The following is a 14565-nucleotide window of genomic DNA, read 5'->3' as shown; positions in this document are numbered from 1 at the left end:
CGCGGCGACGCCGCCCGCGCGCTGCTCGGGGGCCTCGCCGCGCACTCGATGCTCGACCTGCACCAGCCAATGACCGCGGCCTACGGCCTGCTGCTGGCGGTGAGCGCCCACCAGGTCGGCTGGCCGGTCGCCGTCGGCGGTTCCCAGTCGCTGGCCGACGCGCTCGTCGCCCGGTTGCGGGTGCTCGGCGGCGAGCTCGTCACCGGCCAGCCGGTCACCAGCCTGCGCGAGCTGCCGCCGGCGCGGGCGGTGCTGCTCGACCTCACCCCCCGGCAGGTCCTGCGGATCGTGGGCGACGAGCTGCCCACGCGCTACCGGGCCGCGCTGGCGCGGTATCGGTACGGCCCCGGCGTCTTCAAGGTCGACTGGGCGCTCGACGGGCCCGTGCCCTGGCGGGACGAGGCGGTGGCCGGCGCCGGGACCGTGCATCTGGGCGGCACGCTCGCCGAGGTCGCCGCCGCCGAGCGCGCCGTCGCCCGGGGCCGGCACCCGCGGCGCCCGTTCGTCCTGTTCGTCCAGGCCACGGTCGCCGACCCGACCCGGGCGCCGGCGGGCAGGCACACCGGCTGGGCGTACTGCCACGTCCCGCTCGGCTCGACCGTCGACATGACCGCCGCGATCGAGGACCAGGTCGAGCGTTTCGCCCCCGGCTTCCGCGACCGGATTCTCGCCCGGCACGCCATGGGCCCGGCAGCGCTGGAGGCGCACAACGCCAACGAGATCGGCGGCGACATCGGCGGCGGCACCGCCGACCTGCGCCAGCTGCTCGCCCGCCCCGTCCTGTCCCGCCACCCCTGGGCCACCCCGCTGCCCGGGGTCTACCTCTGTTCCGCGTCCACCCCGCCCGGCGCCGGTACCCACGGCATGTCCGGCTACCACGCCGCGCGTCTGGCACTGCGCCGCGCCGGGGCGGCCGGCTGACGTCGGCCGAGCCGGAGAACGAGCCGGAGAAAATGAGATGCGGGTGATCGGAGCGACTGGCAGGCTTCCGCCATGGCCGAACTGCCCGGTGGATGGGACCCCGCCGAGTACGGGGATCGGGTCGCGGACGTCTACGACGACTGGTACGACGGCATGGAGCCGGCGATGCCCGCGGCTGTCAGGATGCTCGCCAAGCTGGCCGGGGACGGTCCGGCGCTGGAGCTGGGAATCGGGACGGGACGCGCCGCCCTTCCGCTGGCCGCCGCCGGGGTGAAGGTGGCCGGCATCGACGCGTCCGAGCGGATGGTGGCCCGCCTGTGGTCGAAACCGGGCGGCGCGGACATCTCGGTCACGATCGGCGACTTCGGCGACCCCGCGGTCTTGGCCGAGGCAGCCGCTCCCTTCGGTGGTTTCCGGGTCATCTACGTCGTCTTCAACACGTTCTTCGCGCTGCCCTCGCAGGCGGAACAGGTCAGGTGCTTCGCCTCGGTCGCCGGCGCTCTCGCTCCCGGCGGCGCCTTCGTCCTGCGCGCCTTCGTCCCCGACCAAGGGCTCCACTCGAACGGCTCGCGTTTCAGCACCGAGGCGATCGTCGGTGACGAGTCCAAGCTGGTCGCCGTCATCCACGACCGCAACTCCCAGACGGTCCGTGGCAACCACATCATCATCAGTCCCCGGGGAGTCGAGACCTACCCGGTCAACCTCCGCTACGCCTGGCCCGCCGAGCTCGACCTGATGGCCGCCCTGGCGGGACTGACCCTCACCGCCCGCCACGCCGACTGGTCCGCGGCCCCCTTCACCAACGCCAGCACGGCGCACGTCTCGGTCTGGCACAAGCCGGCCTGACGCCGCGGCGCTGACTTGCTGTGGGTCCATGACTCGCGGGGGATCCACTGTCCGCATGGCCCGTGGTGCCCAATACGCCTCTGATGGCGCCACAGGTCAGGATGAGATCTCATGATCCGATAGGGCGGTTGACGTGTTTCGTCGCGCGTCGGCCAGACCGGCCAGGTCAGGCTGGTCGTGAGCTCAGGGCTCCGCGGACGTTGGCGATCACTTCCAGCGGTTGATCCACGACGTCGAACCAGGTGACTCGCACGATCTTCCAGTCAAGCCGGGCGAGGGCATTCTGACGCCTGCGGTCGCGGAAGACCGGATCGACGCCGTCACGGGTCCAGGCCACACCGCTGGCACCGCGGTTCCCGCCTGCGCCGACGTGAAAACGCACGCCGTCGGCCTCCACCGCCACGCGGCGGCTGGGATAGGCGAGGTCGACCCGAGCGACCGGAACGCCGGACTCGTCCCGGACCAGCCACTGCAACTGCTCGGGCAGGAGTCCGCCGTCGACGAGGACCAGCCGGGCGCGGGTCTCCAGTGCGGACTCGGATCGTCCATCGGCCCGGGACCACCATGGTTCCGCTCGTCTGCATCCCGGCCTGCCCGCCGCGGCGGCTCGGGCGACGTCGAGCCTGTCAAGGCGGCCGGACCGCAGGGCCGCGTCCATGAGGCTGACCGCCTCCTCCGGCTCTGCGGAGCCGAGCACGAGATCAGCCAGGGTACGAGCCGGGGACGTCACCGGCAGGCCACTTACCGCCGTGATGTCATCCGGGGCAAGGATGCCGAACCGGACGTGGACGCCCCGCGCCGGGTGGATCGCCCCGCGTCGGGCGACCAGCAGGTGGATCGGCTCGTCAGCGGTCAGCGGTCAGCGGTGGCAGCGCGTGTGCACCGAGCCCAAGGAGCCGAGCCGCCGTGATCCCGGCGATGATCGCGTCAGGCCGTCCGGCGAGCGCGGCCTGAGCGCGGGCCCGTAGGTCATTCTCACCGTCCGCGGGCCCGACGACCGCACGGATCACGTAGCTGCCACGGGAGGGCGAATACCACCAGCCACGCGCGACGAACTGTCGGATCTGTTCTCTGGCCAGACCGGCGTCCAGTGCCTGCCGATAGGTGATCATGCCGTTCTGCCCACGGGCCACCTGCCCCGCGTGCAGCATCGCGGCGGTGACCACGGCCGAGGTGGAAGATCGGTGGCGCACTGCGTCACGTTCCGTCCAGCCCGCGGCCGTGTCGAGCCCGTGCCCACCGGCATGTGGATAACCGAGCCACGATGACCGCGCACCCATCGGATCATGGGCCGGCCGCCGCCTTCGACCGTGACCTCCGAGGACCCCATCGAGACTCCGAGCGTCCTGAGATGTGGCCATGGCTCGTGGGGTCAAGGCCGGCCTCCTGGGCACCAGAACTCATGGCTCGATGAGGCGTGGCCCCAGAGGCACCGCGATGCCTGGGGGAAGGGGGATGCGGGGGTGGCAGGGATCGACCGCAAGCGGATGTGACTGGGAGTACATTCCAGGCTCCCCGGGGCGAGGGACTCTACGATCCGGTCATGAGCGTTCCCTCGGCCGAGTTGGAGCTGGCCGCGCTGTTCCCGCAGGCGTCGCGAGAAGCCTGGCAGAAGCTGGTACTCGCGGTTCTGCGCAAGTCAGGAGCAGCCGGAGAGCAGGCCGTCCCGGCGGACGCCGAGTCGCTGCTCGCGACCGCCAGCTACGACGGTTTCGCGATCAAGCCGCTGTACACAGCGGGTGACGGAGTGCCCGTCGACGTCGGCGTTCCCGGCCTCGCGCCGTTCGTCCGCGGGCGACGCGCCGAGGGGGCGGTCGGGGGCTGGGACCTGCGGGCGGCGCACTCCCACCCGGACGCGAAGACGACCGCCGAGGCCGTGCTCGCCGACCTGGAAGGCGCCGCCACGTCGCTGTGGTTGCTGCTCGCCCCGGCCGGCGGCATCGCCGTCGAGGCGCTGCCGGACGTGCTGCGCGACGTCTACCTCGACCTGGCGCCCATCGTGCTCGACACCGGCGGCGACGCGGTGACGACGACCGCCGCGGCCGACGTGCTGCTCGCGCTCGCGGCCGCCCGTGGGGTCGCGCCGTCGGAGCTGGTGGCGACGCTCGGCGCCGACCCGCTCGGCCTCGCCGCCCGCACCGGCCTCGCCGGCGAGGCGGTGAAGGCCCACCTGGACGAGGCATCGCGGCTCGCGGAGCGCGTCGCCGCGAGCTATCCCGGGGTCCGGACGTTCGTCGTCGACGCGACGCCGTACCACGACGCGGGTGGCGGCGACGCGCAGGAACTTGGCGCGTCGTTGGCCACCGGGGTCGCCTACCTTCGGGCGCTCACCGGGGCCGGCCTGGACGTCGCCAGCGCGCTCGGCCAGCTGGAGTTCCGGTACGCCGCCACCGCCGGCCAGTTCTCGACGATCGCGAAGCTGCGCGCCGCCCGGCTGCTGTGGGCCCGCGTCGCCGAGGTCTGCGGCGCCCTCGACGCCGACCGGGCGCAGCGCCAGCACGCCGTCACGTCGTCGGCGATGATGACGCGGCGCGACCCGTACGTGAACCTGCTGCGCACCACGATCGCCGCGTTCGCCGCCGGTGTCGGCGGCGCCGACGCGATCACGGTGCTGCCGTTCGACGCGCGCCTGGGCCTCCCGGACGACACGTCCCGCCGGCTCGCGCGCAACATCCAGGTTCTGCTGCAGGAGGAGTCGAACCTGACCCGGGTGATCGACCCGGCGGGTGGCTCCTGGTACGTCGAGGCGTTGACGGCCCAGCTCGCCGAGGCCGCCTGGGCGTTCTTCACCGAGATCGAGCGGGCCGGCGGGATGGCCGCGGCGCTCGCGAGCGGCCTCGTCGGCGAGCGGCTCGACGCCACCTGGGCGCGCCGCCGGGAGGACCTGGCGCTGCGCCGCGCGCCGCTGACCGGCGTCAGCGAGTTCCCGAACGTCGCCGAGACGCTGCCCGCGCGCACCCCGGCGCCGGCGCGCACCCAGACCGGCGGGCTGCCGATCCGGCACTACGACGAGGACTACGAGGACCTGCGCGCCCGCGCGGACGCGGCGCTGGCGGCGAACGGCACCCGGCCGGTGGCGTTCCTCGCCACGATCGGGTCGCTCGCGTCCTTCACCCCGCGCGCGACGTTCGCCGCGAACCTCTTCCAGGCCGGCGGGTTCGACACCCCGAACGCGGGCCCGGGCGACGACCCGGCGGCGATCGCCGCGGCGTTCACCGCCTCGGGCGCGAAGATTGCCTGCCTGTGCGCGTCGGACAAGGCGTACGCGGCCAGCGCCGCGCCCGTCGCCGCCGCCCTCAAGGCCGCCGGCGCCAACCACGTATGGCTTGCCGGTAAGCCGGGAGAGCGGGCAGCCTCGGATGAGGCGGCCGGGATCGGCGGTTACGTCTTCACCGGCTGCGACGCCGTCGACGTCCTGCGCTCCGCCCTAGCGAAGGCCGAGGTCGCCTGATGCCCAGCAAGGACCTGATTCCCGACTTCGCCGACGTCGAGCTCGGCCTCGCCGCCGCCTCGTCGCCGGCGGCCGGTCCGGACGCCGCCGCTGGCGCGCATCAGGACAGCCAGTGGCGCGCCGCCGTCGAGGCGGCGACCGGCAAGAACGTCGACGCGCTGACCTGGGACACCCCCGAGGGCATCGAGGTCAAGCCGCTCTACACCGCCGCCGACACCGCGGGCCTCGACTTCCTCGACACCTACCCGGGGATCGCGCCGTTCCTGCGCGGGCCGTATGCGCCGATGTACGTGACCCAGCCGTGGACGATCCGCCAGTACGCAGGCTTCTCGACGGCCGCCGACTCGAACGCGTTCTACCGGCGCAACCTGGCCGCCGGCCAGAAGGGCCTCTCGGTCGCCTTCGACCTGCCGACCCACCGGGGCTACGACTCCGACCACCCGCGGGTGACGGGCGACGTCGGCATGGCGGGCGTGGCGATCGACTCGATCTACGACATGCGGCAGCTCTTCGACGGCATCCCGCTGGACAAGATGAGCGTGTCGATGACGATGAACGGCGCCGTGCTGCCGATCCTGTCGCTCTACATCGTCGCGGCCGAGGAGCAGGGGGTCGCCCCGGAGCAGCTGGCCGGGACCATCCAGAACGACATCCTCAAGGAGTTCATGGTCCGCAACACCTACATCTACCCGCCGAAGCCGTCGATGCAGATCATTTCGGACATCTTCGCGTACTCCTCGCAGAAGATGCCGAAGTTCAACTCGATCTCCATCTCCGGGTACCACATGCAGGAGGCGGGCGCGAGCGCGGACCTGGAGCTCGCCTACACGCTCGCCGACGGCGTCGAGTACATCCGCGCGGGCCTCGCCGCGGGCCTCGACATCGACGCGTTCGCGCCGCGGCTGTCGTTCTTCTGGGCGATCGGCATGAACTTCTTCATGGAGGTCGCCAAGATGCGGGCCGCGCGCCTGCTCTGGGCGCGGCTGGTGAAGGAGTTCGGCCCGAAGAGCAGCAAGTCGCTGTCGCTGCGGACGCACTCGCAGACCTCCGGCTGGTCGCTGACCGCCCAGGACGTCTTCAACAACGTCGCCCGCACCTGCATCGAGGCGATGGCCGCCACCCAGGGCCACACCCAGTCGCTGCACACCAACGCCCTCGACGAGGCGCTGGCGCTGCCGACCGACTTCTCCGCCCGGATCGCCCGCAACACCCAGCTGTTGCTGCAGCAGGAGTCCGGCACCACCCAGGTCATCGACCCCTGGGGCGGCAGCTACTACGTCGAGCGGCTCACCTACGACCTTGCCCGCAAGGCCTGGGGCCACATCACCGAGGTCGAGGAGCGTGGCGGCATGGCGGCGGCGATCGACGCCGGCATCCCGAAGCTGAGGATCGAGGAGGTCGCGGCCCGCACTCAGGCCCGCATCGACTCCGGCCGCCAGCCGCTCGTCGGGGTCAACAAGTACCGCCTCGCCGGCGGGGAGGACATCGACGTCCTCAAGGTCGACAACTCGGCGGTGCGCACGGAGCAGCTCGCCAAGCTGCGCCAGCTGCGTGCCGACCGCGACCCGGAGGCCGTCGAGACCGCCCTCGCCGCCCTCACCCGCGCCGCCGAGGAGGCTCAGGCGGGCACTCGGGCCGCGGGCCTCGACGGCAACCTGCTCAAGCTCGGCGTCGACGCCGCCCGCGCGAAGGCGACCGTCGGGGAGATCTCCGACGCGTTGGAGAAGGTCTACGGGCGGCATGCCGCGCAGATCCGTACGATTTCCGGCGTGTACCGCGACGAGGCCGGGCCGTCGCCCGAGATCAGCCGGGCGCGCGCGCTGGCCACCGCGTTCGAGCAGGCCGAGGGCCGCCGCCCCCGCATCCTGATCGCCAAGATGGGCCAGGACGGCCACGACCGCGGCCAGAAGGTCGTCGCCTCCGGCTACGCCGACCTCGGCTTCGACGTGGACGTCGGCCCGCTGTTCCAGACGCCGGCCGAGGTCGCCCGGCAGGCGGTCGAGGCGGACGTGCAGATCGTCGGCGTGTCGTCGCTGGCCGCCGGTCACCTGACGCTCGTGCCGGAGCTGCGTGCCGAGCTCGCGGGTCTCGACCGCTCCGACATCCTGGTGACCTGCGGTGGCGTCATCCCGCCGCAGGACTACGACGCGCTGCGCGCCGCCGGCGCCGCCGCGATCTTCCCGCCGGGCACCAGCATCGCCGAGTCCGCCGTCGAGGTCCTCGGCATCCTCGCCGCCCAGCTCGGCCACGACCTCGGCGACGGCACGGCCGCGGACGGCGACGGAGACGCCGACGGCGACGCCGCTGCTGGCGCGGCCTGACCCTGGTGACGGAGGTTCTCGCCCGCGTGCCGGCCGTCCGCCACACCGTCGACGTCGACGCCTATGCGGACGGGGTGCTCGCGAACAACCGGACGATGGTCGCGCGGGCGATCACCCTGGTCGAGTCGAGGCGGCCCGACCACCAGGCGGCGGCGCAGCGGCTGCTGGTGAAGCTGCTGCCGCACACCGGCAAGGCCCGCCGGGTCGGGATCACGGGCGTGCCGGGCGTGGGCAAGTCGACATTCATCGACGCCCTCGGCACGCGGCTGACCGCCGCCGGCCACCGGATCGCGGTGCTCGCGGTCGACCCGTCGTCGACCCGCACCGGCGGTAGCATCCTCGGCGACAAGACCCGGATGGCGACGCTGTCCGCCGACCCGAACGCCTTCATCCGGCCGTCGCCGACGGCGGGCACGCTCGGCGGCGTCGCGAAGGCCACCCGCGAGGCGATCGTCATCATGGAGGCCGCCGGCTACGACGTCGTGCTCGTCGAGACGGTCGGCGTCGGCCAGTCGGAGACGACCGTCGCCGACATGGTCGACACCTTCCTGTTCCTGACGCTCGCCCGCACCGGCGACCAGCTGCAGGGCATCAAGAAGGGCGTCCTCGAGATCGCCGACGTCATCGCCGTGAACAAGGCCGACGGCCCGCACGAGATCGACGCCCAGCGCGCCGCCCGCGAGCTCGCCGGCGCGCTGCGGATGCTGCGCGCCCCCGACGACGGCTGGCGCGCCCCCGTCCTGACCTGCTCCGCGATCGAGAGCAAGGGCCTGGACGAGGTGTGGGACCAGGTCGTCGCCCACCAGGACCTGCTCGACGCCGGCGGGCTGCTGGCGGCGAGACGCCGCCGTCAGCAGGTCGACTGGACGTGGGCGATGGTGCACGACCGGCTGCTCGCCGACCTGCGCGCCCGGCCGGCGGTCCGGGCGCTCACCCCCGACCTGGAGCGCCGCGTCCGCGACGGCACGCTCACCCCCAGCCTCGCCGCCGACGCGATCCTCGCCGCCTACGCCCAGTCCGCCGATGGTCGCGCGGATTCCCCCGGTTCCCCCCTTTCCTCCGGTCCAGCCGGTCCGGCGGCAGGCGCCGACCCGGTCGCCTGAGACGTGGCGGACGGGCACGCGCCGGGCCCTGGACTGCCTGGCATGCGGCGAGTGATCGCGTCCGTGGCGCACGAGACGCCCGAGCGGGCGCCGCTGCGGGTCGACGTGGGGGACCGGGTCGAGGTCGGTGGCCGGGACACCGACTGGCCGGCGTTCGTCTTCGTCACCACGGCGCGTGGCAGCGGCTGGGTGCCGGGTCGCCACCTGTCGGGCACCGCTGCCGGCCCGGCGACGGTCGTCACCCCCTACGACACGACCGAGCTGCCGACCGAGGTAGGCCAGGCGCTTGACGTCCTCGCAGAGGACCCGGAAAGCGGCTGGCTGTGGTGCCGCGACACCTCCGGCCGCGAGGGCTGGGTCCCGGTGCGGACCGTCGCCGACGTCGACTGACCGCCAGCCAAGGGCCTTTCGGCCCGGCAGGTGGACCTTTCGGTCCAAATCGGCGACGTGGGCCTGGCCTGGCCCTACGATCCGCTCGCGGGGTCTGACAGCGAGCGACCATGTGGGCGTTCCCGCGGCCCTTGCTCCGACTGCCCGGGAGGTCTGCGTTGCTCCGGCGGCATGCCGACAAGTTCGACGTCACGTTCGCCGCGTCGGACGGACTGCTCGGGTCGATGTCGGCGGAGCCGCGGGAGCTGTTGCTGCGCCGCGCGCTCGACGAGTTCGTCGCAGACGTCGCCGCGCTCGACGCCACGTCGGGCGCGATGGTGGCGGGCAGTGCGCGGCCGCTCATCGACGCGGCCGTCGACGCGGCCGCGCCCCAGCTGACCGACGACGAGCTGGTCGTCTCCGGCCAGGAGGTGATGCAGGCCTGGGAGCGCCCACTGATGCGGGCGCTCGCGGGCGCCGTCGCCCGGCCGGGCGGCTCGGTGCTGGAGGTGGGTTTCGGCATGGCGATCTCCGCCGGCTATGTGCGGGACGCCGGCGCCGCGCGGCACACCATCATCGAGGCGAACCCCCAGGTCGCGGACGCGGCCAGGAGCTGGGCCGCCGGGCAGCCCGGTGTGGAGATCGTCGAGGGCCGCTGGCAGGAGGTCATCGGCGGCCTCGGCCGCTACGACGGGATCCTGTTCGACACGTACCCGCTGACCGAGGCCGAGGTCGACGAGTACTACCTGCGCGGCGCGACGTTCGCCGAGCACTTCTTCGCGGCCGCCGCCGAGCACCTCGCCGACGACGGCGCGTTCACCTACTACTCGAACGAGATCGACTCGGTGTCCCGGCGCCACCAGCGCGCCCTGCTGCGCCACTTCGGCCAGTTCGGCGTCCGCGTCGTCGACGGCCTCACCCCACCCGCCGACTGCACCTACTGGTGGGCCCCCTCCATGGCCGTCATCGTCGCCACCGAGCCCCGCCGCTGAGGGCCCCGGCCCAGGGGGTCCCGGCGGCCGGTCCCGGCGGCCGTCCTTGCCGCCACCGCGGTGGCCGTCGCGACCAGCCACCGCCGAGGCAGGTGAAATCGGGGTGTGGACCGGCTGCTCGACCCCAATGTCACCTGCCTCGACGATGCGCCGAGCCGAGAGCGGCGCGGATCTCGGCGATCACCACGTGCGGCTGATCGACGACGTCGCACCAGGTGACCCGGATGACCTTCCAGCCGAGTCCGATCAGTGCGTTCTGACGACGGCGGTCGCGGAAGACAGGGTCGACACGGCCGCCGGTGGAACCCGGGCCGCCGTGGAACCGGACGCCATCCGACTCGATGGCGACCAGGCGGCTGGGATAGGCGAGGTCGGACCCGTGCGACGAACCGGCCGTCGGCCCCGGTGACCAGCCACTGGAGCTCCTCGGGCGGCAGACCTCGATCGACGAGGAGGAGTCTTACCCGGGTCTCCAGCGGGGACTCCGACCGGCCGTCCGCCAATGCCCACCAGCTGTCCACTCGTCGGCAGCCAGGTCGTCCCGTCGTCGCCGCGCGTGCCGCGGCGACATCGGAAAGCTGACCGCCGTGCAGCGCGGTGTCGATCAGGCTGACGGCGTCCTCCCGGCTCGAAGCCCAAAGCGCCAGGTCCGCGACCGTCCTGGCTGCCGAGGTCACGGGCAAGCCCATGATCGTGACGATGTCCGCGTCCCGGAGGTTCCCGCGATGGGGGGTGGTGCCGGGCGTGGGCCGTAGTGAGCCGCGGCCGCGCTCCATCACGTGAACCGGCTCATGATGGACCGGTTCGTGGCTGACCGGCTCCGCCAGGACCGCGAAGCCGAGCAGACGGGCGGCGGTTGGGCCGCAGATCACCGCGTTCGGGCGGGCCGCCAGGGCGGCGCGGGCACAGCCTCGCAGCTCCCGGGGCGACGACTCGACGCAGTCGTAGGTCCGAGGGGGCAGGCCGACGACATAGCGGATGATGTATGTCCCGTGTACGGGCCGCCACCACCATCCCCGAGCCACGAAGACGCGGATCTCCTCCGGCGTGAGACCGGCATCCAGAGCCTGGCGATAGGTGATCATCCCGTCCTGCAGGCGGGCGAGCCGCGTCGCGCTCAACAACTGAGCCGACACCGAATACGACGCTCGCCTACCCACGACGCGGACGATCCCCGCGCCCGCGCACCTCGTCGAGGCCAGACCGGCCCCCTGTGGACGCCGTCGCGTCGTCCACAGGCAGGCACGCAGACACGCGCCGCCATCCAGGCAGGTCAGAGTGGGGTCGGGACCGACCAGCCGACCCCAATCTGACCTGCTTGGATGACGTGTTCCGCGCCAGCCCTGGCCGGGGCAGTGACCCGATTTCGGCCTGGCGCCGGGCCGGGTGGGTGCTGCCTCAGGCTGTTTCGGCGGTCCAGGTGATGGTGGGTGGGCGGACGGAGGCGCAGAGGGGGTGGCCCTTGGCGTCGGTGAGGCCCAGGCGGCCGACCAGGAGGTTCGACACGACGGCGGCGGTGAGGACGTCGGCGGGCATGGCGTTCAGCCAGAGCTTTGCCCGCCGGAACATCGCGAAGCCGCCCTCGGCGGGGTCGACCACGCCCCAGGTCAGGTAGATGAACCGCTCACCCGGCCGGCCCTGGATGTGCTGGCCCCGCAGGTCGATCCCGCCGGGTGTGGTCGTGGCGGGTGTGGTCGAGGTGGTGCACTCGAGGGTCCATACCGCCGTCGCGGCGTCGCCCGGGACGAGACCGAGCAGCTCGGTGGGTCGGCCCCGCGGCTGGACTGCGACGTGGATGTTCGTGTAGCCAGGAAAGCCGGGCCCGCCCGCGCACGCCCGGCCCGGCAGGTCCGACCCCTCGACGCGGATCAGCACTGGCTCGTCTTCCCTCCGCTCGCGACACGGGTCCGAAAACAGGGCGGCGGCGGAATCCTCTCACCGGGGTGAGACAGGATTCCGCCGCCGGGGTGCGACGCCCGTCTTAGGCGGGTATCGGGCCTACTCCCTGGGACAGCTGACTCAGGCGGTCGATGTTGGACTTGGTGGTGGCGTTGGAACGCCCGACGTAGCCGGTCTCGGTCGTGATGGTCTGCGCGTGCTCCAGGTAGTAGCGCAGGTAGGCGACGGTGGCCGGGTCCTTCAGCGCGTCGACGCGGGCGTAGACGAACAGCGGCTTGCACAGTGGCACGTAGGCGCCGCTGCCGGCGGTGATGGCGTTCGGCGGCTGGCACCCCTCGCCCTCCCCGCCGTCGACGAGCACCCCGCGCAGCTTGGAGCCCAGCTGGTTGTACGTCGGGAAGTCGAGGTAGCCGATGGCGTCCCGGTCGTTCTGTACGGTCTGCGCGACGCCGGCCAGGTCCGTCGTCGTGTAGGGCCGGGACTTGGCGCTGTCACCGCTGATGCTGGCGTTGAACACCTGCGCCTGCACACTGTCGGGCTTGGGCCCGACGAAGTTGATCGGCTCGTCCGGGTACCTCGGGTTGAGCTGGTTCCACCGGGTGATGGTGGAGCCCGCGCCCCAGAGCTCCTTGAGCTTGGCCAGGTCCAGGCAGCCCAGCCAGGTGTTGGCGGGGTTCACCACGATCGGCAGGGTGTGGTGCGCGATCTCGAACCCGACCACCTCGTCCTTGCAGCTCGGGTCCGGCGCGAACTTCGGGTCCAGCTCGTAGGACGTGCCGGCGACAGCGACCTCGCCGTTGCACAGCTTGGTGAAGGCCTGGGTGGTGTCGGTGACCCCCGGATCGAAGGCGACCGTCACCTTGGGCTCGGACTGGCGGAACTCCTGGAACGCGCGCTCGCTGATCGGCGCGACCTCGTTCGAGTCGGCCACCCGGACCAGGTTGCGGGCCACGGCCGGAGGCGTCGTCGCGGCCCCCGTGGCCGGCTGGGTCGCCGGCTGGCTCGACGGCGCGGCGGTGATCGTCGGGCCGGAGCTGTCGGACCGGGTCAGCGTGAGCCCGAGCGCGGTGCCGCCGGCGATGAAGACCACCGCCGCGATGATGGCCGCGATCCCGCTCTTGGTGCGCAGCGAGCCCAGCACACCCGAGCGGCGCGGCGGCGGGCCCGCCGACCGCTGGGGAGCAGGTCCGCCTGGGGGCCGGCCGGCCCCGCCGTGCACGACCGTGCGCTCGCCCGTGTCCGGCCCGGTGCCCCAGGAGACGAGGCCGTGCTGCTCCGGATGCCCGGCCCCGGCCGCCGCCGCTCCGGCCGCGCCCACGCCGGCCGCGCCCACGCCCGCGGCGGTGGCCGCGGGGAAGGCTTCGTAGGCGGCGATGCGCGCCGTCGATTCCGGGTCCTGCCAGCCGCCGCCGGCCGCCGCCGCGACGGCTCCCGGCGCCACGTAGGTCGTGCCCGCCGGCGGCATCGACATCCCGGGGAACGACGACAGCTCCGGCGGCTCCATCGACGCCGGGCCGATCAGCGCCGTCGCGCCGCCGGCGACCGGCTCCGCCTGCTCGGCGAGCCCGGCGGCCAGCAGCGCCGCCCCGACCGCGAGGTCCTCGGCCGGCCGGTGCTCGAAACGCCCGGCGCCGGGCAGCGCGGCCCGCACCAGCCGGTCGGCCAGCGGCATCCGTGCGACGCCACCGTAGAGCAGCACCGCGGACAGCTGGTCCGCGGACGCCGGCACCGAGCGCACCGTGCGGACCAGCGCCCGCACGCTGTCCTCGATCGCCGGCGTGACCAGACGCTCCAGGTCCTCGCGGCGCAGCGTCACCCAGGCGAACACGCCGGGCAGGGTCACCGGGACGGAGGCCTCGTCGTCGGCGGCCAGCGTCTCCTTGGCGGCGACGACCTCCTGGCGCAGCCGGCTGAGCGCGGTGACCGTCGCCGGGTCGGACCGGTCCAGCCCCGCCACGACCGGGCCGGCGGCGGACAGCACATGCTCGAGCAGGAGCGTGTCCAGGTCGACGCCGCCCGTGTGCGCGAGCCCCGTCGGCGAGCCCACGACCTCGGCGCCGTAGTCGGTGACCGACAGCACCGCCGCCTCGCACGTGCCCGCGCCGAAGTCGTAGGTCGCGACCAGGTCGGTGGACCGGCCGCGGGTCCTGCTCGCGGCGCGGCGCGCCAGCACGGCGCCCAGCGCATCGGCCGCCGGCGCGGCGGACACCGGGATGTCGCGCGCGTCGAGCCGTTCCAGCGCCTCGGTGAACAGCTCTCGGCGCCGCGCGTTCCAGCTGGTCGGATACGTGACGACGACGTGGTCGGGATTCGAGCCGCGTGTCTCCGCCGCCGCGATGATCACCCGTTCCAGGAAACGGGTGACGAGTCCTTCCGGCGCGTATGCGCCGCCGCCGATCATGATCGGGGAGGAGTCGCCGACGCGGCGCGCGAATCCTTCCGTCGCACGAGCCGGATCGGCCAGCGCGCGCCGCGCGGCGGCCCGGCCGAACGAGAGCGGGCCGGTCGGCGGGAAATAGAGCACCGTCGGTATGGACGGGCCGCCCGCGACCGTGAGGACCTGCGGCCAGTCGCCGTCCGAAATGGCGACGACGGTGTTGGCTGTGCCGATGTCGATGCCGAGCTGGTAGCCCATGGCTATCCCCTGTGCTTCCTGCCGCCTC

The 14565-nt window shown here is 73.2% G+C and carries 11 protein-coding genes; 7 read left to right on the top strand and 4 right to left on the bottom strand.

Annotated elements, in window-relative coordinates; all coding sequences use genetic code 11:
* Nucleotides 1-921: phytoene desaturase family protein (locus FRCN3DRAFT_RS56850; protein WP_007515251.1), on the top strand; the 921-nt coding region annotated here is incomplete at its 5' end.
* A gap of 72 nt (nt 922-993) precedes the next feature.
* Nucleotides 994-1767, top strand: coding sequence for a class I SAM-dependent DNA methyltransferase (locus tag FRCN3DRAFT_RS0237325; protein WP_007515252.1), 774 nt, complete (start codon nt 994-996; stop codon nt 1765-1767).
* Nucleotides 1768-1933: 166 nt separating this feature from the next.
* On the opposite strand, the gene FRCN3DRAFT_RS48135 is transcribed toward FRCN3DRAFT_RS0237325, so the two are convergent.
* Nucleotides 1934-2464 carry a hypothetical protein gene (locus tag FRCN3DRAFT_RS48135; RefSeq protein WP_035931141.1) on the bottom strand — a complete coding sequence of 177 codons (531 nt, stop codon included), beginning with the start codon at nt 2462-2464 and terminating at the stop codon, nt 1934-1936.
* Nucleotides 2465-2612: 148 nt separating this feature from the next.
* Nucleotides 2613-2960 carry a type IV toxin-antitoxin system AbiEi family antitoxin domain-containing protein gene (locus FRCN3DRAFT_RS48130; protein WP_131803613.1) on the bottom strand — a complete coding sequence of 116 codons (348 nt, stop codon included), beginning with the start codon at nt 2958-2960 and terminating at the stop codon, nt 2613-2615.
* Between the two features lie 350 nt (nt 2961-3310).
* Here FRCN3DRAFT_RS48130 and FRCN3DRAFT_RS0237315 point away from each other — a divergent pair, with 350 nt between their 5' ends.
* From FRCN3DRAFT_RS0237315 to FRCN3DRAFT_RS0237295, 5 genes are all read left to right on the top strand, one after another.
* Entirely contained in the window at nt 3311-5218 is a 1908-nt protein-coding gene (locus tag FRCN3DRAFT_RS0237315; protein WP_007515255.1) for a methylmalonyl-CoA mutase subunit beta, read from the top strand.
* The gene (gene scpA / locus FRCN3DRAFT_RS0237310; RefSeq protein WP_007515256.1) at nt 5218-7539 is read left to right on the top strand and encodes a methylmalonyl-CoA mutase; all 2322 of its coding nucleotides are present in this window, start codon (nt 5218-5220) and stop codon (nt 7537-7539) included. Before FRCN3DRAFT_RS0237315 ends, scpA begins: the two co-directional genes overlap by 1 nt.
* 95 nt (nt 7540-7634) lie before the next feature.
* Nucleotides 7635-8642, top strand: a complete 1008-nt coding sequence (gene meaB, locus FRCN3DRAFT_RS0237305; RefSeq protein ID WP_335341731.1) for a methylmalonyl Co-A mutase-associated GTPase MeaB — start codon at nt 7635-7637, stop codon at nt 8640-8642.
* 63 nt (nt 8643-8705) lie between these two features.
* Nucleotides 8706-9032, top strand: coding sequence for an SH3 domain-containing protein (locus tag FRCN3DRAFT_RS0237300; protein ID WP_198939474.1), 327 nt, complete (start codon nt 8706-8708; stop codon nt 9030-9032).
* 110 nt (nt 9033-9142) lie between these two features.
* Nucleotides 9143-10003 (top strand): class I SAM-dependent methyltransferase, encoded by an 861-nt coding sequence (locus tag FRCN3DRAFT_RS0237295; protein WP_007515259.1) that lies wholly within the window; start codon nt 9143-9145, stop codon nt 10001-10003.
* Between the two features lie 1398 nt (nt 10004-11401).
* Here the strand turns inward: FRCN3DRAFT_RS0237295 and FRCN3DRAFT_RS0237280 are convergent.
* Nucleotides 11402-11878 carry a DUF5990 family protein gene (locus tag FRCN3DRAFT_RS0237280; RefSeq protein WP_007515261.1) on the bottom strand — a complete coding sequence of 159 codons (477 nt, stop codon included), beginning with the start codon at nt 11876-11878 and terminating at the stop codon, nt 11402-11404.
* A 106-nt stretch (nt 11879-11984) separates the two neighbouring features.
* Nucleotides 11985-14537, bottom strand: coding sequence for an Hsp70 family protein (locus FRCN3DRAFT_RS0237275; RefSeq protein WP_007515263.1), 2553 nt, complete (start codon nt 14535-14537; stop codon nt 11985-11987).
* Nucleotides 14538-14565 lie beyond the last annotated feature (28 nt).

It is taken from the genome of Pseudofrankia saprophytica (assembly GCF_000235425.2).
GTDB classification, from domain to species: Bacteria; Actinomycetota; Actinomycetes; order Frankiales; family Frankiaceae; genus Pseudofrankia; species Pseudofrankia saprophytica.
This window is presented reverse-complemented; position numbering and strand designations above follow the sequence as displayed.